Source organism: Streptomyces sp. HNM0575 (genome assembly GCF_012726265.1).
Classification (GTDB): Bacteria; Actinomycetota; Actinomycetes; order Streptomycetales; family Streptomycetaceae; genus Streptomyces.
In genome coordinates this window covers 688,233-709,770 of sequence record NZ_JAASAG010000003.1, presented here as the reverse complement: position 1 = coordinate 709,770, position 21,538 = coordinate 688,233, and the positions used below count along the sequence as shown (strand labels likewise).

Annotated in this window: 19 protein-coding genes; 15 read left to right on the top strand and 4 right to left on the bottom strand. The window is 72.2% G+C overall.

The genetic code is table 11. The features are described from left to right. The first annotated feature begins 76 nt into the window (after window positions 1-76). Window positions 77-487, top strand: a complete 411-nt coding sequence (locus HCC61_RS11060) for an ATP-binding protein (protein ID WP_169135104.1) — start codon at window positions 77-79, stop codon at window positions 485-487. Continuing rightward, window positions 463-672, top strand: a complete 210-nt coding sequence (locus tag HCC61_RS11055) for a hypothetical protein (protein WP_169135103.1) — start codon at window positions 463-465, stop codon at window positions 670-672. The genes HCC61_RS11060 and HCC61_RS11055 overlap by 25 nt, the downstream gene beginning before the upstream one ends. 134 nt (window positions 673-806) lie before the next feature. Here HCC61_RS11055 and HCC61_RS11050 read toward each other — a convergent pair whose 3' ends face one another. Then, a complete protein-coding gene (locus HCC61_RS11050) occupies window positions 807-1,322 on the bottom strand; it encodes a hypothetical protein (RefSeq protein ID WP_169135102.1) in 516 nt (171 codons plus the stop codon). 681 nt (window positions 1,323-2,003) lie between these two features. Between HCC61_RS11050 and HCC61_RS11045 the strand changes: the two genes are divergently transcribed. The 11 genes from HCC61_RS11045 to HCC61_RS10995 all read left to right on the top strand — a co-directional run bounded on the left by HCC61_RS11045 (window position 2,004) and on the right by HCC61_RS10995 (window position 14,729). Next, window positions 2,004-2,831: a GntR family transcriptional regulator gene (locus HCC61_RS11045; protein ID WP_169135101.1), complete on the top strand. Its 828-nt coding sequence runs from the start codon at window positions 2,004-2,006 to the stop codon at window positions 2,829-2,831. After that, entirely contained in the window at window positions 2,828-4,282 is a 1,455-nt protein-coding gene (locus HCC61_RS11040) for an aldehyde dehydrogenase family protein (protein ID WP_346777134.1), read from the top strand. The genes HCC61_RS11045 and HCC61_RS11040 overlap by 4 nt, the downstream gene beginning before the upstream one ends. Beyond that, on the top strand, window positions 4,275-5,954 hold the full coding sequence (locus HCC61_RS11035) for a thiamine pyrophosphate-dependent enzyme (RefSeq protein ID WP_169135100.1): 1,680 nt from the start codon (window positions 4,275-4,277) through the stop codon (window positions 5,952-5,954). The genes HCC61_RS11040 and HCC61_RS11035 overlap by 8 nt, the downstream gene beginning before the upstream one ends. Beyond that, on the top strand, window positions 5,938-6,882 hold the full coding sequence (locus tag HCC61_RS11030) for an ABC transporter ATP-binding protein (protein ID WP_240968777.1): 945 nt from the start codon (window positions 5,938-5,940) through the stop codon (window positions 6,880-6,882). The genes HCC61_RS11035 and HCC61_RS11030 overlap by 17 nt, the downstream gene beginning before the upstream one ends. Then, on the top strand, window positions 6,869-7,801 hold the full coding sequence (locus tag HCC61_RS11025) for an ABC transporter permease (protein WP_169135099.1): 933 nt from the start codon (window positions 6,869-6,871) through the stop codon (window positions 7,799-7,801). Before HCC61_RS11030 ends, HCC61_RS11025 begins: the two co-directional genes overlap by 14 nt. A gap of 17 nt (window positions 7,802-7,818) precedes the next feature. Then, a complete protein-coding gene (locus HCC61_RS11020; RefSeq protein WP_169135098.1) occupies window positions 7,819-8,946 on the top strand; it encodes an ABC transporter substrate-binding protein in 1,128 nt (375 codons plus the stop codon). Then, window positions 8,943-10,238: an aconitase family protein gene (locus HCC61_RS11015; protein WP_169135097.1), complete on the top strand. Its 1,296-nt coding sequence runs from the start codon at window positions 8,943-8,945 to the stop codon at window positions 10,236-10,238. The genes HCC61_RS11020 and HCC61_RS11015 overlap by 4 nt, the downstream gene beginning before the upstream one ends. Beyond that, window positions 10,225-10,788 (top strand): 3-isopropylmalate dehydratase small subunit, encoded by a 564-nt coding sequence (locus HCC61_RS11010; protein ID WP_169135096.1) that lies wholly within the window; start codon window positions 10,225-10,227, stop codon window positions 10,786-10,788. Before HCC61_RS11015 ends, HCC61_RS11010 begins: the two co-directional genes overlap by 14 nt. Beyond that, on the top strand, window positions 10,781-12,976 hold the full coding sequence (locus HCC61_RS11005; RefSeq protein ID WP_169135095.1) for an acetate--CoA ligase family protein: 2,196 nt from the start codon (window positions 10,781-10,783) through the stop codon (window positions 12,974-12,976). Before HCC61_RS11010 ends, HCC61_RS11005 begins: the two co-directional genes overlap by 8 nt. After that, window positions 12,973-13,866 (top strand): citryl-CoA lyase, encoded by an 894-nt coding sequence (locus tag HCC61_RS11000; protein WP_169135094.1) that lies wholly within the window; start codon window positions 12,973-12,975, stop codon window positions 13,864-13,866. The genes HCC61_RS11005 and HCC61_RS11000 overlap by 4 nt, the downstream gene beginning before the upstream one ends. Before the next feature lie 83 nt (window positions 13,867-13,949). Beyond that, window positions 13,950-14,729: an enoyl-CoA hydratase/isomerase family protein gene (locus HCC61_RS10995; RefSeq protein ID WP_169135093.1), complete on the top strand. Its 780-nt coding sequence runs from the start codon at window positions 13,950-13,952 to the stop codon at window positions 14,727-14,729. A gap of 142 nt (window positions 14,730-14,871) precedes the next feature. Here HCC61_RS10995 and HCC61_RS10990 read toward each other — a convergent pair whose 3' ends face one another. The 3 genes from HCC61_RS10990 to HCC61_RS10980 all read right to left on the bottom strand — a co-directional run bounded on the left by HCC61_RS10990 (window position 14,872) and on the right by HCC61_RS10980 (window position 18,860). Continuing rightward, window positions 14,872-16,257, bottom strand: coding sequence for an MFS transporter (locus HCC61_RS10990; protein ID WP_169135092.1), 1,386 nt, complete (start codon window positions 16,255-16,257; stop codon window positions 14,872-14,874). Continuing rightward, window positions 16,254-17,885, bottom strand: coding sequence for an acyl-CoA synthetase (locus HCC61_RS10985; RefSeq protein WP_169135091.1), 1,632 nt, complete (start codon window positions 17,883-17,885; stop codon window positions 16,254-16,256). The genes HCC61_RS10990 and HCC61_RS10985 overlap by 4 nt, the downstream gene beginning before the upstream one ends. Before the next feature lie 165 nt (window positions 17,886-18,050). After that, a complete protein-coding gene (locus tag HCC61_RS10980) occupies window positions 18,051-18,860 on the bottom strand; it encodes an enoyl-CoA hydratase/isomerase family protein (protein ID WP_169135090.1) in 810 nt (269 codons plus the stop codon). 225 nt (window positions 18,861-19,085) lie between these two features. Between HCC61_RS10980 and HCC61_RS10975 the strand changes: the two genes are divergently transcribed. Continuing rightward, window positions 19,086-20,039, top strand: coding sequence for a LysR substrate-binding domain-containing protein (locus tag HCC61_RS10975; RefSeq protein WP_169135089.1), 954 nt, complete (start codon window positions 19,086-19,088; stop codon window positions 20,037-20,039). Window positions 20,040-20,275: 236 nt separating this feature from the next. Further along, window positions 20,276-21,523 carry a PP2C family protein-serine/threonine phosphatase gene (locus HCC61_RS10970; protein ID WP_346777133.1) on the top strand — a complete coding sequence of 416 codons (1,248 nt, stop codon included), beginning with the start codon at window positions 20,276-20,278 and terminating at the stop codon, window positions 21,521-21,523. Window positions 21,524-21,538: the final 15 nt, after the last annotated feature.

The following is a 21,538-nucleotide window of genomic DNA, read 5'->3' as shown; positions in this document are numbered from 1 at the left end:
CGTCGTTGAGTGGTGCACAGGCCGTCGTGGACCAGCAAGGCGGCCGGTACCGCTTACCCACCGACGAGGGTCTGTGATGACCGTGACCGCCACTGCACGCCCGACGGGAATCCCCGGATACAGCGAGACGCTTCCCCGTACCCCGGAGAGCGTGGCAACAGCTCGCCGGCTCGTGCGCACAGCCCTGGCCACGTGGCGACTGGAGCAACTGGCCGACGAGGGTGCGCTGGTCGCCTCCGAGTTGGTGACCAACGCCGTGCAGCACGCCCGCAGTGCCCCGATTCGCGTAGTCGTCACGCGGCCTGCCCCCGCTTCCGTACGGATCGCCGTGGTGGACAAGTCCCGCGTGCAGCCCGTCCGGTGCGATGCCGACGAGGATGACGAGGGCGGCCGTGGGCTGGCTCTGGTGGAGCTGCTGGCCGACAAGTGGGGAACTGACCCTCTCCCCTGGGGGAAGCGCGTATGGGCGGAGTTGGTGGTCTCGTGAAGTGCATCCGCTGTGACGCCCGGGGCGTCGTGCTCGTGCATCAGGTCGACGCCGGGAACATGCAGGGCCCGGACGCGGGACCGCGCACCGGCGAGGTGTACGCCTGCCGCCCGCACGCCCGGGAGATCGCGGCCATGCCGGAGTCCTGGCCCTGGCTCACCTCGGAGGCCGGGGGCAAGCGATGAAGCAGCGCCTCATGGTCTTCGTGTGGTGGCTGCTGTGCGCCGTCGTGGTCGTGCGGATGGTCTGGGACCCGCAGCACAACCCCTGAGACCGGCCCCGGCGGTCCCTTGCTCCCTCGTCCTGGACCGCCGGGATCTTACCTGTCAGCGGACGTGGCCAGCGCCTTTCGCGCTTCCTTCAGGTAGTGGTCCAGCGCCTCTCTGATCTCGTGGGTGTAGTGGTTGCCAAAGCCGACCGGGCGCCCGTCGTCGTGGCTGTCGCCACCGCCTCTTTCCCAGGCGAAGGCTTGGTGGTGCAGATCGTAGAAGGCGCTCACCGTCTTGTTGGCGGCATTGCTGACCACCTCGGGGCCTTCCAAGCTCACCGCCGCGAGAGCGCGTTGAAGCGCGTGGCGGTGCTCGTCAATGGTGTGCTCGATCGCTGCGCCGTCGGCTTCCTGGGTCTCCTCGTCGCGGAGGTTCGCCAGGTCGTTGATGGCCTCCCGACTCGCCAACAGGAAGTCGCCATACGTGCGCTTCCGTGGCTCCCGGAGCTGAAGCTGCGCCTCCGAGATCATCTGGCGCTTGGTCTGCCGGTATACGAAGTAGTTGCCGCCTAGTCCGGCTAACGCGGCAATGGCGCCCGCGAGTACAGCGGAAGTTCCCGCGTCCATTCGTGCCCCCATGGTCCGACCGGCCTGCTGCCGCTACTCAACGACATGACCGATCTCGGCGCCGGAGGGTTGTGCCCGTACGTCCGTAGAATCGGAGGGCACAGCAGGCCGTTTCCGGTGTCCATCGGGCCGGAGAAAGCGGGTCGTGCACAGGAGGGCCGGGATGTGGCGTCCCGGCCTTTCACCTTGCTCGGGGCTGGCAAATATGACAAGACCCCGGCCGGTGAACTACACCGAACCGGGGCTTCATCGTCTCACCATCTCTCACTCAGCTCTCACGGACAGTGCGAATCGAGATGGACTGCGGCCCGCTGATCTGGACTTGATTGCTCTCCCTGGACTCCCTGGACTGCCTGGACGCCCCAGGGGCTTCGGGAGCTGGAGCGCTGACGTCCGGTCCGCTCCCGGCGCCGTAGCACGGAGGGCTCCCGTACGGCCGCGGCGGCCGTGAGGGACCGGCTCGGGTCCGGAGTCCCCGAACACAGCGAACGGCTGCGCCTCCGGAACAGAGACGGCCCCGCGCTTTCCCTCCGGCGTCCGGACGCCCCATCTCCCCTGCCCCGCGGCCCAGTTGGCCGTTCGGCCGTCACCGCAGGCCGAACGGTCGGAACCGGGTTTTGTCGAGCGTCTTGACCCCCGTGCGTACAACTGTATATTCCCGTCGACAGGAGGTATGTGACGTTGGCTACACCGACGAATGGACAGAGTGGTCCGCAGGCCGAGCGCGCCGGCGCGGGGTCCTCGCTTGCCGAGCTCTGGAAGTCCCACCGCAGCAGCGCGAACGCAAGTGAGGCCGTCTACCTGGCACTTCGCGACGTCATCGCGGCGGGCACGATCAAGCCGGGCGAGCATCTGGGAGAGCCGGCCATCGCCGAGTCGCTGGGGATCAGCCGTACTCCCATCCGCGAGGCGCTGCTGCGGCTGGAGACCGAGCGCTTCGTGGAACGGACGGCCGGGCGCCGCCTCGTGGTCGCGACCGTCAGCCCGGAGGAGGTCGTCGACGTCTACGCCGTACGGGAGGCGCTCAACGGCCTCGCTGCCCGCCTGGCCGCCGAGAACGCCTCCACCACGGACATGATCAGGCTGCGGCGGCTGCACCGGGAGATGAAGTGGGCGCTGGACGACGGCGACATCGCGCTGATGGCGCGGCTCAACTTCCAGTTCCACGACGCGGTCTGCGTGGCGTCGCGCAACGCGTTCCTGCTGGAGATGCTGCGCAAGGCCCACGACACCCACCACCGGTACCCGGGGTCGACGTTCTCGCTGCCCGACCGCGCGACCGGCTCCATCGAGGAGCACGAGCTGATCCTCCAGGCGATCGAGGCCGGGGACGGGCAGCGAGCGGGCGAACTGGCCCAGCACCACACGGCGAAGGCACGCGAGGCACGCATAGCGATGCTCGACGGCACCGTCGAGGAACTGCACCGCAACCGCAGGGCGAAGGAGTCGACGGACATGGCGACCAGCACGGAGACGAAGACCGGAACGGAAGCGGAGACGTCGGGGTGAGCGCCGGGACGTTGAGCGCGCGCGAGGCGACCCTGCTGGTCGCCGGGGACTGGCGGCACGCGGAGAAGCACTACGAGGTGCGCAGTCCCGCGACGGGCGAGACCGTCGGTGTCGCCGACGACGCCGGTACGGACGATGCGCGGGCCGCCGTCGACGCGGCGGCGGAGGCCGCGGAGGCGTGGAGCGCCCTTGCGCCCGAGCGGCGCTCGGCGATCCTGCGCGCCGCAGCGTCCGCCATCCGTACCGACAGCGACGAACTCGCCCTGCTGCTGTGCCGCGAGAGCGGCAAACCCCTCGGCGAGGCACGCGGCGAACTGCTCAGCGGCGCCGCGGCCGTCGAGTGGGCGGCGGAGGAGGGCCGCCGCACCGACGGACGGCTCGTCTCCCTCGGCGGCGGCCGCCGCGGCATGGTGCTCAAGCAGCCCGTCGGTATCACCGTGGCCGTCTCCCCCTGGAACTTCCCGGCGAGCATGTTCCTGCGCAAGGTCGCACTCGCGCTGGCCGCGGGCTGTACGGCGGTGGCGAAACCGGCGGAACAGACGCCGCTCATCGCCCGCGCCCTGGTGGAGCGCTTCGCGGCCGCCGGCTGCCCCGAGGGCGTGCTCAACCTGCTGACGACGACACGGCCCGACCCGCTGGTTCGCACGCTGCTGGCGGATCCCAGGGTCGCGAAGCTCAGCTTCACCGGATCCACCGAGGTCGGGCTCACGCTGCTGCGCCGCGGCGACGGGCTGCTCAAGCGCGTCGCCCTCGAACTCGGCGGCCACGCACCGGCGATCGTGCTGGAGGACGCCGACGTGGAGGCTGCCGTAGCGGGTGTGATCGCGTCCAAGTTCCGCAACTGCGGCCAGAGTTGCATCGCCACCAACCGTCTCTACGTCCATGACTCGCTCCACGACCGGTTCTGCACGGCGCTTCTCGACGCGGTCGCCGGACTGCGCGTGGGCCCGGGCACCGAGGAGGGCGTCGACGTCGGGCCGCTCATCGACGAACCGGCGCTGCGGAAGATCGAGGCGCAGGTCGCCGACGCGCTCCGGCACGGCGCCCGCGCCCTGGCCGGTGGCAGACGGCTGACGGACGGCGCCCTCGGCCGCGGCTGGTTCTTCGCGCCCACCGTGCTCACCGGCGTCGCCGAATCGGCCCTGCTGGCCCGGGAGGAGATATTCGGCCCGGTGCTGCCCGTCTTCTCCTTCACCGACGAGCAGGACGTGCTCACCAAGGCCAACGCGACCGAATACGGCCTCGCCGCCTATCTGTACGGCACGGACGTCGCCCGGATGTGGCGCATGGCCGAGCGGCTCCGCTTCGGCGTCGTCGGGGTCAACGACCCCTTCCCGCTCGCCCCCGAGCTGCCGTTCGGCGGCATGAAGAACAGCGGCCTCGGCCGCGAGGGCGGGCTGGAAGGTATCGAAGGCTTCCTCGAGACCAAGGCGGTGGCCCTCCATGTCTGATTCCGCGCCCGCTACCGGACCGGCCGCCGTCGCCGCCCCCGAGGCCACCGCCGGCATCGGCGCCGACGCGGTCGCCGACCAGCTCGTCGCCGGTGGCGTCTCCACCGTCTTCGGGGTGCCCGGAGTCCAACTCGACTACGCCGTCGACGCGTTCGCCCGCCGCGCCGGAAGCCTGCGCTACCTCTCGTGCCGCCACGAGCAGGGCGCGGCGCACATGGCCGACGGCTACGCCCGCGCGGGCGGCGGCACGGGCGTCTTCGCCGTCGTACCGGGGCCGGGCGTGCTCAACGCCATGACCGGTCTCGCCACCGCGTACGCCTGCTCCTCCCCCGTCCTGTGCCTCGCGGCGAACCTGCCCGCCTGGGCCATCGACGGCGGGCTGGGCCTGCTGCACGAGATCCGCGACCAGGAGGAGGTGCTGCGCTCGGTCACCAAGCGCGTCCTGCCGGTACGGGACGCGGACGAGCTGGCGGCGGCGGTCCGCGACGGTCTCGCCGCAGCCCGGGACGAACGCCCGCAGCCCGTCGCGGTGTCCGTCCCCGAGGACCTTCTCAAGCAGCCGGCGGGGGCGTTCCCGCTCCCCGTACCGGGAGACGTACGACGCGTCGCGCCGGACGCCGGCCCTGTCGCGGAGGCCGCGCGGCTGCTGGCCTCGGCGGAGCGGCCGGTCGTGCTGTGCGGCGGCGGCGTGGTCGCGGCCGGGGCGACGGAGGCGCTCGGTGCCCTGGCGGCGAAGCTGCGGGCTCCCGTGGTCACCACCTCCAACGGCCGCGGCGCGCTCTCCGACCGTCACCCCTGGACGCTCACCAGCCTCGGCGGCCGCGAGGTCGTGCCGCGGGCCGATGTCGTACTGATCGTCGGCAGCCGGGGCGTACGGATGGACGGCACCCCTCTGGCACCCGGCGCGGAAACGGTCCTGCTGAACGCCGACCCCGCGGACCTGGGATCACCGCACGAGCCCGCGGTCGCCCTGCTCGGTGACGCGCGCCTCGGACTCGACGCGCTCACCGCGGAGTTGGGCCGGTGCGACTCGGTGTGGACGCCGGATGACGTGGCCGCCGTACGGACCCGGTGCGGCGAACAGATCGCCGGGATCGGCGAGTTGGCCGACTGGGTCGGCGCCCTCCGGGACGGGATGGCGGACGAGGACGTGCTCGTCGGCGAACTCACGCAGGTAAGCTATCTGTCCCGGGTCGCCTTCCCCGTGTACGCGCCGCGGACCTTCCTGTCGCCGGGCTACCAGGGCACGTTGGGCTACGGCATTCCCACGGCCGTCGGCGCGCAGGTCGCCCGTCCCGACGTCCGCGTCGTGTCCGTCTCCGGCGACGGCGGCTTCGCCTACGGCATGGCCGAGCTGCTGACCGCCGTCACCCATCGCGTGCCGGTCACCTTCGTCGTCTTCGACGACGGGGCGTTCGGCAACGTGCTGCGCACGCAGGTCGAGCAGTTCGACGGCCGCACGCTCGGCACGCGCCTCCACAACCCGGACTTCGCGGACCTGGGCCGGATCTTCGGGCTCGACAGCTCCAGGGCGGCCTCGCCGCAGCAGCTCACCGGGATGCTCAAGGACGCGGCCGCGGCCGACCGTCCCACGCTCGTCTCGGTTCCCGTCGGGACCTTCCCCGACCCCGGCCCGCTCGTGAGGGAGGGAAGCCATGCTCCGCAGAACTGACCGCACCGCCACCGCCTCCGACACCTCTACCGGCTCCGCCGCCCCTACCGCCTCCACAGCAGCGGCCCCGGCGGCCGCGTGTCCCGTACCGCAGCCGCAGCACGGCGACGGCGGTGACGGCAGCGGCTCTCCGCAGCTCTCGATGCCGTCGCCGCTGGGGCTGACGGCCAGGAACGTCAGCCAGGTCTTCGGCGCCCGCGGCAAGGAACCCGTCATCGCGCTGGAGGACTTCTCACTCGACGTCGCGCCTGGTGAGTTCGTCGCCGTCGTCGGGCCCAGCGGCTGCGGCAAGACGACGCTGCTGCGTACGTTCGCCGGGCTCGCCGAGCCCACGAGCGGCGAGGTCTCCGTCGGGGGCGAACCGCTGCGCAAGCCCCGGCGGGACGTGTCGATGATGTTCCAGGCACCCACGCTGCTGCCGTGGAAGACCGTCCTCGGCAACTGCCTTCTGCCGCGCGAGATCGACCACCGTGTGGACGACCGCGACCGGGCACGCGCTCACGAACTCCTCGCGTGGGCGGGCCTCGACGGCTTCGCCGACCGCAGGCCGCACGAGCTGTCCGGCGGCATGCAGCAACGGGTGGCGATCTGCCGGGCGTTGATGGCGGATCCGGCCGTGCTGCTGCTGGACGAGCCGTTCGGCGCGCTGGACGCCATGACCCGCGAGCAGATGAACGTCGACATGCGGCGCATCTGGTCGGCGAGCGGTGTGACGACCCTGCTCATCACGCACGACATCCCCGAGGCCGTCTTCCTCGCCCAGCGCGTGGTCGTGCTCTCGCCACGGCCGGGCCGGACGCTCGACGTCATCGACGTGCCGCTGCCGCGCGAGCGCGATATCGCGATCGTCCAGACACCCGAGTTCGCGGCGACATGCGGGCGGATCCGCTCCTACTTCATCCGGGAGGGAAGCCATGCGGCTCTCTGAACAGGGCGACCGGGACGTGGGCGCGGAGGCCGGGCCGGTCACGGCGGCCGTTCCGGACCCCGGGCCGCGGCCGGACACCACGACGGCGACGGCGACGGGCGCGACAGCGAAAGGGGCCACCGCCGCGGCCAAGTCCCGTGGCGGGACCCGCCGTTCGGGGACGGGGACGGGACGGCGCGCGCTGCACGCCGTGGGCCTGCCGGCGCTGCTGCTGGTCGTCGTGGCCACGCTGTGGCAGTTCCTGCCGGGGCTGCTGGGCGTCAACGAGTTCGTCCTGCCGCCGCTGTCGAAGGTCCTGGCGCAGTTCGGCTCCGGTTCGCTGCTGGACCAGCTCTGGAACAACGGCCTCGTGACGCTGAAGGAGACCCTGCTGGGTCTGCTGGCCGGATCGGCCGCCGGGATCGTCGCGGGCGTGCTGCTCGGTGAGTCCTCGGTCGTCCGCGCCACGTTCTACCCGTATCTGGTGGCGTTCCAGTCGCTGCCCAAGATCGCGCTCGCGCCGCTCTTCGTGATCTGGTTCGGGTTCGGTACGACGCCGAAGGTGCTCGTCGCGGCGACGCTGACCTTCTTCCCGCTGCTGGTCAACACGATGAGCGGCGTGATGTCGGTCGACCGGGACCGGGCGCAGCTCTTCCGTTCGCTCTCCGCGTCCCGCCGTCAGACCTGGACGAAGCTGCTGCTGCCGTCCGCGCTGCCCTCGGTGCTGGCGGGCTTCGAGGTCGCCACCGTGCTGGCGCTGCTCGGCGCGATCCTCGGCGAGTTCGTCTCCTCGCAGGACGGTCTCGGGGTGCTCCTCCAACAGCAACAGACCAACTACGACACGGCCGGTGTGTTCGCGACGCTCATCGTCCTCGCGGCCATGGGCGTCGTGCTCAACCAGATCGTCGTACAGCTCCGCAAGTGGCTGGTCTTCTGGTGAACAGAAAGGACAGGATCGTGAGCACTCCAAGAACTTCGGGCACCCGCTTCCGGGTCATATCGGCGGTCCTGACCTGCCTCCTCCTCTCCGTCCTCTCCGCGTGCGGCGACGGCGGCGCCGGGAGCTCCACGGCGGCGGGCGGCGGCGGCAAGACGGTCACCTTCGGGGTCTCCGCGCCGGCGCCGGGCGGCAACATGCTCCAGCTCGCCATCGCGCAGGCCAAGGGCTACTTCAAGGCCGAGGGCATCACCGTCAAGCCGGTCTTCCTCGGCACGAGCGGACGGGTCGTCCAGGCGCTCGCCTCGGGCAAGGTGCAGCTCGGGACCTCGACACCCGACGTCGTCCTGCAAGCCGCCGACAAGGGCCAGGACGTCAAGATGTCCTACAACTGGACGACGAGGAACGTCACCCAGTTCGGAGTCCTGCCCGGCAGCAAGATCCGCTCGGCCGCCGATCTGAAGGGCAGGACCGTCGGCGTGCAGGACCTCTCCGCGGGACCGGCGCAGCTCGCCAAGGCCGCCCTCGTCAACGCGGGCCTGGACCCGGACGACGACGTGAAGTTCGTGGCCGTGGGCACGGGAGCTCCGGCGCTGGACGCCCTCAAGCGGCACCGCGCCGACGCCCTGATCACCTACGACACCCTCTTCGCCGCGATGACGGCGGGCAGCGGCGAGAAGCTGCGCTTCTTCCAGCCCGACGGCGTCGAGGACCTCTTCTCCTCCAGCCTCGTCGCGTCCGCGGGCTGGCTGAAGGACAACCCGGACGTGGCGGGCGGCTTCGGACGGGCGTGGGCCAAGGCGTCCGTCTACGCCGACGCGAACCCGGAGGCGGGCGTGCGGATGATGTTCGCCAAGTACCCCAACAGCAAGGTCGGTTCCAGCGAGAAGGCCGCGACGAAGGCGGCGCTCGGGCAGTTCGAGGCACGGGAGAAGTCCCTGAAGGGCGGCACCCCGCCCGCCCGCGATCAGTGGGGCGCCTACCCGAAGTCCGCCGTCGAGCACTGGATCACCTACGCCAAGGACTACAAGCTCATCAAGAACGGCCTCGAACCGGGCAGCGTCTACACGAACGAATTCGTCGGCAAGTACAACGACTTCGACACCGGGAAGATCAAGAAGAGCGCCGCGTCGGGGGCGACGCCATGAGCCTCACGATCGCCCAGAAGATCATCGCGCGGGCGGCGGGCACCGACGCGGTCGCCGCCGGGGACTATGTGACCGTCACCCCCGACTACACGGTCATGCAGGACATCTACTTCTGGAAGAACATCAAGATCCTGGAGAGGCTGGGCGTCCCGGAGATCGCCTACCCGGACAAGGTCGTCGCCGTCCTGGACCACACCCCCCAGGCCGCGCTGGGCTCCGAGCACGTCGCCCGCAACCGTGAGAGCCGCGAGTTCGTACGCCGTACCGGCTTCTCGAACTTCTTCGACGCCGGGCGCGCGGGCCTGCGGCACCTCGTCATGGTCGAGCACGGCTTCGCCCGCCCCGGGCTGCTCGTCTTCTCGGACGAGCCGAACATCGCGAGCATCGGCGCGGTCGGCGCGCTCAACGTGCCCATCAGCACCGAGGTCCTCGTCTCGATGGTGCGCGACTCCAACTGGGTGCGGGTGCCCGCGAGCGTCCGCTTCGAGCTGACGGGGACGCTGCCGCGCGGCGTGTGGATTCGCGACCTCGTCCAGGCGATCTGCCGGGAGTACGCCGGCGGCGACGGACTGGTGCAGCGCTGCGTCGAGTTCGGCGGTCCGGGGCTGGCTCGGCTCGGCCTCGACAGCCGTCAGGGGCTGCTGGCCGGGATGTACCACGCGGGCGCCGACACGGCCGTCGCGGACGTGGACGAGGTGGCCCTCGACTACGTGCGCGAGCGTGCCGGGTCCCGTCCGTACGAGGTGTTCACCGCCGACGAGGACGCCGCCTACGACGAGGTGCGCACCTGGGACCTGGGCGCGCTGGAGCCGTACGTCACGGTGCCGCCGCGGCACAGCGGCGTCGTACCGGTCTCGGAGGTCGGCGGGCGCCGCATCACCCAGGCCACGGTGGGCTCGTGCGCGAGCAACCGCATCGAGGATCTGCGGGCGGCCGCGGAGGTGCTGCGCGACCACGACATCGCGCCGGGCGTGACCATGTACGTCACGCCCGGCAGCCCTGGCGTCTACGCCCAGGCGGCCCGCGAGGGACTGGTCGAGCTGTTCACCGAGCGCGGTGCGACCGTCCTCTCCCCCGGCTGCACGACCTGCTGGGGCTATCTGGGGGCGCTGGGCGACGGGGACGTCGCCGTCTCGACCAACCAGGAGAACTACCCGGGGCGCGCCGGGAGCCGGACGGCGGAGATCTATCTGGCGAGCCCGTACGTCGTGGCCGCCTCGGCCGTCACCGGGCGGATCACCGATCCGCGTCAACTCCTGCCGGCGGAGGGAGCCGTCCGTGCCCTCGGCTAGCGCCTCTAGCCCCTCCGCGGCCCCGCCCCCGGCCGTACGGCGCGGTCGCGTCTGGAAGTTCGGCGACTGGATCAGCGGCGACGACGGCATCGTGCGCTTCTCCGAACTGCGCAACTTCGGCGACGACCACGACCCGGCCGACCTGGCCCGGCGGTGCTTCGCCGGGCTCGTCCCGGACTTCGCCTCCCGGGTGCGGCCCGGCGACATCGTCGTCGCGGGACGGGGGTTCGGCATCCCCAGCCATCCGCCCGCCCCGATGGCGCTGCGGGCCGCGGGCATCGCGGCGGCGGTCGTGGAGTCCACGGACTCCGCCTTCATCCGCCGCTCGCTGAACGCCGGTTTCCCCGTGGTGACATGCCCGGGGATCACGGAAGCCGTCGAGGAGGGCGGCGAGCTCGAAGTCGACTTCGCCACCGGCCGGGTGACCGACATCGGAAGTGGAGCAGTGATGACGACCAAGCCGTTCTCGCCCGCCATGCTCGAAGTCCTCGACAGCGGCGGCCTCGTCCCCTACCTGGAGCGCTATCTGGCGGGTGAGGCACGTGCCTGAGCTGGAACGGCTGCTGCGGCCGCGGAGCATCGCGATCGTCGGCGCCTCGGACAACGAACGGCGCATCGGCGGGCGCCCGTTGCGGATCCTGCGGCAACGGCGGTTCGAGGGCGAGATCTGGCCGGTGAACCCGAAGTACGACACCGTCCAGGGCGTCCCCTGCCACCCGGACATCGAGTCCCTGCCGCACGGCATCGACCTGTATCTCGTCTGCGTCCCGGCCGAGGCGGCCACCGACGCGTTCGAGCGGGCCGCGGCCCACGGCGCCGGCGCGGCCGTGGTCTTCGCCGGGGGCTTCGCCGAAACCGGCGAGGAGGGGCGGCGGTTGCAGGACCGGCTGACCGCGGCGGCCCGTACGCACGACGTGGCGCTGGTCGGCCCGAACAGCCTCGGCTACGCCTCGATCGAGCCCCGTACGTTCGGCACGTTCGCGACCATGCTGGAGACGCTGCCCGAACTGCCCCCGGGGAACGTGGCGTTGGTTTCGCAGAGCGGCGGCACCGCGTTCAACCTGCTCACCGAGGCGCACTGGGCGGGCGTGCGGTTCTCCCATGTGATCGCCACCGGCAACGAAGCGGGCCTGACCTTCGCCGACTACGTCGAGCACCTCGCGGACGACGACGCGACCGAGGTGATCGTCGGCTATCTGGAGGGCACGGTCAGCGGCGCCCGCCTCGGCGACGCCTTCGAGGCGGCCCGCCGCGCTGGCAAGCCAGTGTTCGTCGTCAAGGCGGGCGCCTCCGCGCGCGGCCGGGACTCCGTCGCCTCCCACACCGCCCAGATCTCCGGCGACGACGACGCGTTCGACGCCCTCTTCGGCCGATACGGCGCCGTGCGCCTGCGCACCATGGACGACGCCCTCGATGTCGCGCGGGCCGCCGCACTGGGCACAGCCGCCGAGGGCGTGGCGGTCGCCAGCAACTCCGGGGGCGCCGCCGCCTATCTCTCCGACGCGGCCGAGCGGCTGGGCGTGCCCCTCGTCGACTTCTCCCCGCGCGCCAGGGACGAACTGACCGCCGTACTCCCGCCGTTCGCAGCCGTCCGCAACCCGCTGGACTTCACACCGCAGGTCATCAACGACCCGGCACTGCTGGAGAAGGTGCTCGGCATCATCGACGAGGAGGAGCACGTCGATCTGCTGCTGCTCTACCTCGGCGGCATGGAGTACCTCGCGGACGGTCTGCTGCCCACGGTCACGGCCGCGTCCGGGCGCCTGCGGGCGGCCCTCGGGCTCGCCTGGTACGGCGTGAGCGACCAGGTCCGAACGCGCGCCGCCGAGGCGGGACTTGTGGTGTGCGGCGACCCCGTGCGGCTGCTGCACGGCGCGGGACTGCTGCGCCGGGGGCGGGCAGCGGTGGCCGCCGCGCCGGGACGTGCGCCCGGCGGACCGTCGGCCGCGGCCGGGGGCGCGTCCACCCTGGCGGCACCCGGCGGACCGTCGGCCCGGTCAACTCTCGTCCCGCGCAAGGTCGGTGACGGACGGGCGGCCGTGGACGAGGCACAGACCATGGCGCTCCTGGAACGCTTCGCGCTCACCATGCCGCGCCGCCACCTGGCACATTCGGCGGACGAGGCCGTACGGGCGGCGGCGCAGGTCGGCCACCCCTGTGTGCTGAAGCTCGTCGAACCCCTGCTGCCGCACCGGGCGAAGGCCGGAGCCGTACGCGTCGGGGTCGAGGGCGAGGAGGCGGTGCGCGCGGCGTGGGCGGACCTCGTACGTGAACACGGCGCCCGCGGCGTCCTCGTCGCCGAGCAGATCGACGTCGACGGCGGCGAGGAGCTGATCGCCGGAGTCGTCGCCGACCCGGTCTTCGGCACCCGGGCGCTGCTCGGCTCCGGCGGTGTCGACGCCAACGACGCGAACGACGCCCGCACCCTGATCCCGCCGTACGACGCGCGGTCGGTGCGGCACGCCCTGGACGGGCTGCGCGCGGCGGCACGGCTCCGCCGGATCCGGCCCGAAACCGGCGCCCTGGCCGAGGAGTTGGCGCGGATCATCGGCGGCCTCGCCTCGCTCGTGGAGGACACCGCGTCTCCGCACCTGACCGAGGTCGAGTGCAACCCGCTGCTGGTACGGGCCGAGGACACGGTCGTCCTGGACGCGCTGGCGTTCGTCGCGACGGACGGCGACGTGAGCGGCCACGGGAGCGGCGGGGGCGCGGACGGCGGGCGAGGGGACGCGGGATGAGCGAGCGTGAGCCCCTGCGTACGGACGCCCCGCGTACCGGGGCCGTGCCCGCTGACGCCCTGCTTGCGGAGGGGCTGCGTACCGAGGTCGGGCGGGCGAACGCCGAGCGCGTCACCCTGCGCGGGCACGATCTGGTGGGCGAACTCGTCGGCCGGATGTCGTTCACCGAGGCCGCGCTGCTCGCCATCACCGGCGAACGGCCCGCGCCCGGCGCGGTGCGCGTGGCCGACGCCGTCCTCGTGACCTTCATCGACCACGGCCTCCAGCCCAGCGCGCTCGCCGCGAGGCTCACGTACCACGTCGCTCCCGAAGCCGTCCAAGGCGCGGTGGCCGCGGGGCTGTTGGGCGTGGGCAGCCGCATCCTCGGAACGCTGGAGCAGACCGGGCGGCTGCTGACGCGGATCGCGGACGAGACGGCGGCGGACGGCGAGGGGGAGAAAGATGCCGGGGGCAGGTCCGGTGCCCGGGCCGGTGCCGGGGCCGGTGCCGGTGAGGACGAGGCCGTCGCCCGCGCGGTGGCGGATGAACTCGACGCCGGGCGCCGCATTCCCGGCATCGGCCACGCCCTGCACCGCGACGGCGATCCCCGCGCCGCACCGCTGCTGGCCGTCGCCGCCGAGGAAGGCGTCGCGGAGGACGAGATCCGGCGGCTGCGCGCGATCGCCGACGTGACGGCGGAACGTACGGGACGGACGCTGCCGCCCAACGCAGCCGGAGTCTCCGCCGCGTTGCTGCTCGGCATCGGCGTCCCGTGGCCGCTGCACCGCGGCTTCTCGATGATCAGCCGTACCGCGGGCCTCGTCGCGCACATCGGCGAGGAGGCCGAGCGTCCGCTCACGCCCGCGGTGCGCGCGGCGCTGCGCGAGGCGAGCCGGCTGGACGAGGACTGAGCGGCGCGACGGCGGCCACCAACAGGCGGCCCGCAGGCCGAGGACCACGCACGAGCGAACACGAGCGAAGGAGAAGGCGCGAGATGGCAGGGACCGTACTCCTCGATGTCCAGGCGGGCATCGCCCTGATCACGCTCAACCGGCCGGAGGCCCGTAACGCCATCGACGCGGCCATGCGGCGCGAGTTGACGGAGACCGTACGGACGGCGGCGGACGACCCGTCGGTCCGCGCGCTCGTCCTCCGCGGCGCGGGCGAGCGGGCCTTCTGCGCGGGCGCGGACATCAAGGAGTTCGTGCCGCCGCACTCGCTCGTCGACGCCCGTGAGGAGCGCACGGGCCCGAAGTGGACCGACGCCATTGCCGCCTGCCGCAAGCCGACCGTGGCCGCCGTCCACGGCTACTGCCTGGGCGGCGGACTGGAGATCGCGCTCGCCTGCGACCTCCGCGTCGCCACCGAGGGCGCCGTGTTCGGACTCCCCGAGGTGCGCCGCGCCATCCTGCCCGGCGCGGGCGGAACCCAGCGGCTCCCCCGCCTCGTCGGGCTGGGCCCGGCGCTGCGCATGATCCTCACCGGGGAGCACATCGACGCCGCCGAGGCGCTGCGCATCGGCCTCGTCGGCGAGGTCGTCGCCACCGGGTCCCTGGAGGACGCCGTCCAGCGTCTCGCCGAAGCGTTCCGCCGGGTCGGCCCGCGCGCAGTGGCGTACGCGAAGGAGGCCGTGCTGCGCGGGGCCGACCTGCCGCTGTCCGAAGGGCTGCGCGTCGAGGGCGAGTTGTCGACGCTGCTGACGACGACGCAGGACCGCGTGGAGGGCGCGGCGGCGTTCAAGGAGCGGCGGGACCCGGTCTACACGGGGCAGTGAGACTCCCGGTCCCGGACCGGGGCCCGGACCGGGTGCCGGTCGCGGGTCCGGCGCCGGTCCCGGTCCTCGTCCGCGCCGCCCCCGTCGCGGCGCGGTGCGCGGACGCCCCCTCCTGCCCGCGCCCCGTCCTCCCCGGCGCCGACTACTCCAGCACCCCCGTGCGCGTCAGCGGCAGACGCCGGGTCTCCCGGAAGAAGAAGACGACGACCAGCCCCGACAGCGCGGCCAGGCTCATCAGATAGAGCCCCGGCGCCAGCGGCGTCCCCAGTACCGATACCAACCCGGTGGCGACGAACGGCGCCGTACCGCCGAAGAGCACGTACGCCGCCGTGTAGCCGATCGCCGAGCCGCTGGCCCGGAGTTGGCCGGGGAACATCTCGACCATCGCCGGGACGTTGGACGTACCGATCACCGCGACCAGCATGCCGAGGACGGACGACCCGGCCAGCGCCCCCGGCAGCCCCGTACCGATCAGCCAGAACGCGGGAAGCGTGGCCACCGCGAAGCCGCCGCAGGCCAGCAGCAGCATGGGCTTGCGCCCGTACCGGTCGCTGGCGGCGGCCGCGAGGGGACAGGCCACGCAGTAGGCGAGCATCGCGACGACGCTGGTGAGCATCGTCTCGGCCTTGCCGTAGCCGACCTCCTCCGACATGTAGGCGATGAGGTAGCTGCTCATCAGGTAGTAGCCGACGGCGTTGGTGATGCTGTAGCCGAAGAGCGTCAGCACCTGCCTGCGGCAGACGCGTGCCGCCTCCCTCAGCGGAGCCTTCCGCACGGCCGCGCGCCGCTCCATCGCGCGGAAGACCGGGGTGTCCTGGATACGGCTGCGCAGATAGAGGCCGATCAGACCGAGCGGCCCGGCGAGCAGGAACGGGATGCGCCAGCCCCAGCTGCGCAGCGCCGCGTCGTCGAGGGCGGAGGTGATCAGCAGTCCGACCATGGCCCCTGCGACGGAGGCCAGTCCGACGGTGAGCGGGACGATGCAGGCGTACCGGGCACGGCGCCCCTCGGGGGCGTACTCCATGATGAAGGCCGAGGCCCCGGTGTACTCGCCTCCGGTGGAGAAGCCCTGAAGGGCGCGCAGGAGGAAGAGCATCAGCGGCGCGGCGATGCCGACCGTGGCGTACCCGGGCAGCAGTCCGATGAGGAACGTCGCGCTGCTCATGCACAGGACACTCAGCGCGAGCATCCTGTTGCGGCCTATCCGGTCGCCGTACCGCCCGAAGAAGGCGGCGCCCAGCGGGCGGGCGACGAATCCGGCGCCGAAGACCGCCCAGGTCGCGAGCAGCGCCGCCCGCTCGTCGTACTGCGGGAAGAAGAGCCCGGCGATGGTGGCGGACATGATGGCGTACGCGCCGGAGTCGAACCACTCGACGAAGTTTCCGACGGCGGTGGCGGCCGTGACCTTGCGGCGCCCTGTGCGGTCGGCCGCGGCGTTCCCGGCCGCCACGTTCCCGGCCGCCGCGTCCGTGTGCGGTGGCGGTTCCTTCACCGGCTGCGCCGGCTGTGCCTGAGGGTCCGTCGTCATGTCCGTGTTCCTCGCTGATCTGGCCTCTCGGCGGAGTCTGCCTGGTCGTCGCGGGCGCGGAGAACCGCCCGCTGGATCTTTCCGGTCGCCGAACGCGGCAGCCGGTCCACGAACTCGACCGACCGCGGGTAGGCGAAGCGGGAGTAGGTGTCGCGGGCGAAGCCGGTGATCTCGCGTGCGAGGGCGGGGCCGGGCTCATGGCCCGGGTTCAGCTCGATCCACGCCTTCACGGCCTGACCGCGCCCCGGGTCGGGCACGCCGACGACACCGGCGTCGGCGACCGCCGGGTGTCGGCGCAGCACGTCCTCGACCTCGTACGGGCCGACCCGGTAGCCCGAGGTCTTGATCACGTCGTCGGTGCGTCCGAGGAACCAGAAGTAGCCGTCCTCGTCCATCACGGCCTGGTCCTTCGTGCGGTACCAGGGTCCGCCGAAGGCCTCCGCGGACGCCTCGGGCCGGTTCCAGTAGCCCAGCGGGTACTGGGGGTTGGAGTCTGCGCGCAGTGCGATCTCGCCGGGCCTTCCGACGGACACCTCCCGGTCGTCCTCGTCCAGCAGCGCGACGTCCCAGCCGGGCATCCGGCGGCCCATGGAGCCGGCCTTGACGGGAACGCCGGGGAAGTTGCCGATCAGCGGATACGACTCGGTGGACCCGTAGTAGTCGAGGGGCGTCACGCCGAACTGCTCGCGGAACCAGCCGATGAGGTCCGGTGTGAGCGGCTCGTTGGAGCAGCACACGACGCGCAGCGACTGGCGGTGGCGGCGCCCGGCGTCCGGTACGTCCTGCCGCATCTTGCGCAGGAAGGTCGGATTGACCAGGGCGGTGGTCACCTTGTGCCGGGACATGGCGGCCAGCAGCCCGTCCGGGTCGAAGCCGGCGGCCGGACGGTAGACGAGATGGACGGCGCCGGCCCGCAGCGGGCCCATGAGCTTCGCCATCGACCAGGCCCAGTCGCCCGCGCCGTAGAACACGTCGCCGGGCCGCAGGTCGTGGCAGTAGCGGAACTCGTTGTGGCCCAGCAGTGTGCGGTGGGCGTGCACGATTCCCTTGGCGGCGCCGGTCGTTCCGGAGGTGTAGAAGATCAGCGCCGGGTCGTCGGCGGCGGTGTCGGCGGTCTCGAAGACGGGCGGGAGCGCGCCGATCGACGGGTCGTCCACGTCGACGACGGTGCCGGTGAAGTGCTGTGCCCGCGCCAGCGCCGCGCTCTCGGTGACGAGGACGGTGGCGCCGCAGTCCGCGAGCCGGTAGCGGATGGGGTCGTCGGCCCACAGCAGCGACATGGTCACCAGGACGGCGCCGGTGCGCAGCACGCCGAGATAGGTGGCGGGGGTGTCGGTGCGCTGCGGAAGCAGTACGGCCACGCGGTCTCCCTTGCGGACGCCGAGGCCGTGCAGGTGCGCCGCGATCTGCTTCGAACGGTCCCGGATCTGCTGCCAGTTGACGTGCTGGGTGTGGCCGGTGTGGTCCTCGAAGATGAGGGCGAGCGCGTCGCCGGGGTGCCGGTCCGCGACGTCCGCGGCCATGTTGTAGCGCTCGGGCACGTTCCAACGGTGCTCTGCCACGAGGCCGCGGTAGGTGCTGTGGACGTCTGCGGCATCGCCGGTGTGCGGCGTGACGCTGGTGGTCATCGCGGTTCGGTTCCTCTCATAGGGGGTGGGCGGGGGCGGGGCCGCGCGGCGGGGGCGCGGTTCTGTGCCGCCGTGGGTCTGCGCCGGGGTGGGTCTGCGCCGCGGTACGGGCGCGGGTGGGTGCGGTCGCCGAACGTCGGGTGGCGGGCCGACGAGGGGGGCGGGTCAGCGTCCGCGGCCCGCGAGGAACCGGGCCATCTCGCGCTGCGGTTCACCGGTCGCGTACGCCGCGGCGTGCACCTTCTTCGCAGCGGCGATCGCCTCGTCCAGCCCGGCGTCGTCGAGTTCGCGGATCCGGTTCTTGGTGAGCGCGACGGCACCGGACGGCAGCGACGCGAGCGCCGTGGCCTCGGCCAGGGCCTCCGTCCGTACCGCGTCCTCGTCCACGAGCCGGGTGAGCAGACCGAGCCGCTGCGCCTCCGTACCGTCGACAAGCCGTCCCGTGAGCGCGAACTCCGTGGTCTTCGCCCGGCCCAGGATGTCCCACATGGCCCAGATCCCGGTGATGCTGGGGATGCCGGAGAGCACCTCGGGCTGGCCCATCTTCACGCCCGGGTGTCCGATGCGCAGATCGGCCAGCAGCGCGAACTGGAATCCGGAGCCGGCGGCGACCCCGTTGACGGCGGCGACGGACGGCTTGCCGAGGTTCCGCAGCGCGCGGTAGAGGCGGCCGAAGTCGTCGATCCACTCCTCGCTCGCGGCATGGTCGTCCGGGTCGATGGCGGCGGTCTCCGCGAGGTCCTGACCGGCGCAGAAGGCACGGCCCGCTCCGGTGACCACCACGGCGCGGCACCGCGGATCGGCGGCGAACGCGTCGAGGGCGGCGACCAGTTCGGCCCGCATCGCCGCCGTCCAGGCGTTGAGCTTCTCGGGCCGGTTGAGCGTGATCTCGCCGACGACGTTCTCGCCCTCCTCGGCGCCGGCGACCGGATGACGGTCCACGACGACCGCGGTTGCGGCGGCGGTGTCTGACATGAGCCAGTCCCTTTCTCGGGGTGTACGGATCTGGGGAGTACGGACGGGAGGGCGCCTCGGGCGCCGGTCAGGGAGCGGTCGGGGCGCGGGCGGAGACGAACGGCGAGTGGCGGCGACGCGTCCGCCGTGGGCGCTCCCGTTGGCCAGTCATGGAAGCAGCGGGGGACGCATTCCGGCCAACACCAATCGGGACTGGCCCTGATATCGGAGCGATATGGTCCGCCCATGGAACTGCGGCACCTGCGCTATTTCGCCGTCCTCGCCGAAGAACTGCACTTCGGCAGGGCCGCGGAACGGCTGCACATGGCGCAGCCGCCGCTGTCGCAGCGCATCCGCGACCTCGAACGGGAGCTGGGCGTCCGCCTCTTCGACCGGACCCGGCACCGCGTCCAGCTCACCGAGGCCGGGGCGCTCCTCCTGGAGCACGTACGGCCCGTGCTCTCCGGCGTGGAGACCGCGCGCGAGGCGATGCGCCGCATCCGGCCGGGTGAGGCGGGAGTGCTGCGGGCGGGAGTGCCGCCGGACACCAACCCGGTCGTGCTGCCGACGCTCACGGCGGGCTTCGCCCGGCAGGCACCGGACGTACTGATCGAGCTGCACGAACTCACCACCGACCAGCAGCTCACGAGGCTGCGCGAGGGCGAGTTGGACGCGGGCGTCGTCCGGCACCCCTCGGACACCGTCGGCCTGGAGTCGGGGCCCGTGGCCCGGCGCGAACTCGGTGTCGTGCTGCCCGCGGACTTCCCCTCGGCCGACGGGACCCCCGCGGGCGAGGGCACCGGCCCCCTGCGGCTGCGCGACCTCAACGGCACCCCGCTGATCATCTTCCCCCGCGAGATGGCGCCCCGGCTCTACGACCACATCCTCACCGTCTGCCGCGACGAGGGCTTCCTGCCGGGGGCCATCCGGCACGCCCGCAACCCCCACTTCGTCCACGGCCTCGTCCTGGCCGGCCGCGGCGTCCACCTCAACGAGGCTCCGGGTGCGCCCCTTCCGCAAGGCCTGGTATGGCGCTCGCTGGAACGGGCCGAACTGGCATGGACGACCTCGGTCGTCTGGGTGCCCAGCCGCCACAACCAGGCCGTCGCCGCGTTCGCGCGGGCGGTCACCGAAGGCCTGAAGGCCGCGGGCCACCGGGTCGTCGACGAGGAACCGGCGAGCACGCCCGGGTCGCCGTGAAGCTCATCGCCCGCCACCTCGAACCCTCACCGTCACCACGGCCGCGAGAAGCCGACAGCGGCGACCGCGGCCGTCCGTAACATCGCAAGCCCTGCTCTCGCCCCTCACTCTCCGCGTACGGGCACGTCTGGGCCGAGGAAGTTCACACCCGGGTGGCGTAGCCCTGTGCGCTGCCGCGAAGCTTCCGCGCCATCGTGGTACGGGAAGGGTTGTCGGGCGAGGGAAGGCAGCGTGCCGTGGACGAGAGCCGGCATGACGGCCGCCGTGTTCCGGCTGATCTCACGGAGGGCTTCGGGGAGCGGCTGCTGGGGCAGTTGCTGGATCGCGCCCACGAGATGCCGCCGCACCTGATCGCGCCGCTGGTGGCAGAGGAGATCAGCAGGATCGGGGGCCGCAAGGTCTCGATCCATCTACAGGACCATGACCAGCGGCTGCTGGTGCCCATGCCCGGCCGGGGCCTGATCGACGGTGAGCCGGTCGCCGTCGACGGTTCCCGGGCGGGGAGGGCGCTGATGGACCGGCGTCCGCTCCGGGATCAGCAGGCAGACGGGGTGCGGATGTATCTGCCGCTGCTCGACGGCAGCGATGAGGTCGGCGTCCTGTCCCTCACGCTGGACGCCGTCGGGGAGCACGATCTGCGGCTGCTGAGCCGGCTGGCGAGCCTGGTCGCCGACATTCTCGTCACCAAGAGCCACTACACGGACCAGTTCTTCATGGCCCGGTGCCAGGGTGAGGCGATGAGCGTCCCGGCCGAGATCCAGCGACAGCTTCTCCCGCCGCTGTCGATGACGACCCCGCAGATCTCCGTCGCCGGTCTTCTGGAGCCCACGTACGCGGTCGCCGGGGACAGCCTGGACTACGTCCTCAACGAGGACATCCTGCACCTGGTCATCATCGATGCGATGGGGCACGGACTGAAGGCCGCGGGACTGGCCACCGTGGCCATGGGCGCCTACCGGCACGCCCGGCGCTCGGGCGCCGAACTGGCGGAGGTGTACCGGTTCATGGACACCGCCATGGACGAGGCGTTCGGGCCCGAGGACTTCGTGACGGGCCAGATGATGCGCCTGGACGTCTCCACCGGATACCTGGAGTGGGTCAACGCCGGACACCCGGCCCCCATGCTGGTCCGGGGGCACCGAGTGGTGCAGAGGCTGGAGAGCCCGACCACACTGCCGGTCGGTTTCGGCGGCAACCTTCCCACGGTCTCCTCCGTGCAGCTCCACCAGGGCGACCGCGTGATCGCATTCACCGACGGCCTCGTCGAGGAACACAAGATCAGCGGGGAGCAGTTCGGTGAGCAGCTCCTGATCGACACCATCGAGCACGTCTCCCCGCTGGCCAGCGGAGTGACCCACCTGGTGCGCCGGCTCTCCTCCGACCTCAAGCGACAGCGCGGCGGCGTCACCAGTGACGACGCGACGCTCCTCATCATCGAATGGCGCGGCGGCACCGCGGACCACCTCGCCACCCCCGATCTCTGAGCGGCCGCCTCCGGA

Excerpts from the sequence above, each read along its gene's own strand:
- HCC61_RS10990 (WP_169135092.1), bottom strand. The coding sequence starts at position 16,257 with ATGACGACGGACCCTCAGGCACAGCCGGCGCAGCCGGTGAAGGAACCG.
- HCC61_RS11050 (WP_169135102.1), bottom strand. The coding sequence starts at position 1,322 with ATGGACGCGGGAACTTCCGCTGTACTCGCGGGCGCCATTGCCGCGTTA.
- HCC61_RS11035 (WP_169135100.1), top strand. The coding sequence starts at position 4,275 with ATGTCTGATTCCGCGCCCGCTACCGGACCGGCCGCCGTCGCCGCCCCC.
- HCC61_RS10980 (WP_169135090.1), bottom strand. The coding sequence starts at position 18,860 with ATGTCAGACACCGCCGCCGCAACCGCGGTCGTCGTGGACCGTCATCCG.
- HCC61_RS11055 (WP_169135103.1), top strand. The coding sequence starts at position 463 with ATGGGCGGAGTTGGTGGTCTCGTGAAGTGCATCCGCTGTGACGCCCGG.
- HCC61_RS11060 (WP_169135104.1), top strand. The coding sequence starts at position 77 with ATGACCGTGACCGCCACTGCACGCCCGACGGGAATCCCCGGATACAGC.
- HCC61_RS11025 (WP_169135099.1), top strand. The coding sequence starts at position 6,869 with ATGCGGCTCTCTGAACAGGGCGACCGGGACGTGGGCGCGGAGGCCGGG.
- HCC61_RS10995 (WP_169135093.1), top strand. The coding sequence starts at position 13,950 with ATGGCAGGGACCGTACTCCTCGATGTCCAGGCGGGCATCGCCCTGATC.
- HCC61_RS11000 (WP_169135094.1), top strand. The coding sequence starts at position 12,973 with ATGAGCGAGCGTGAGCCCCTGCGTACGGACGCCCCGCGTACCGGGGCC.
- HCC61_RS11030 (WP_240968777.1), top strand. The coding sequence starts at position 5,938 with ATGCTCCGCAGAACTGACCGCACCGCCACCGCCTCCGACACCTCTACC.
- HCC61_RS10985 (WP_169135091.1), bottom strand. The coding sequence starts at position 17,885 with ATGACCACCAGCGTCACGCCGCACACCGGCGATGCCGCAGACGTCCAC.
- HCC61_RS11015 (WP_169135097.1), top strand. The coding sequence starts at position 8,943 with ATGAGCCTCACGATCGCCCAGAAGATCATCGCGCGGGCGGCGGGCACC.
- HCC61_RS10975 (WP_169135089.1), top strand. The coding sequence starts at position 19,086 with ATGGAACTGCGGCACCTGCGCTATTTCGCCGTCCTCGCCGAAGAACTG.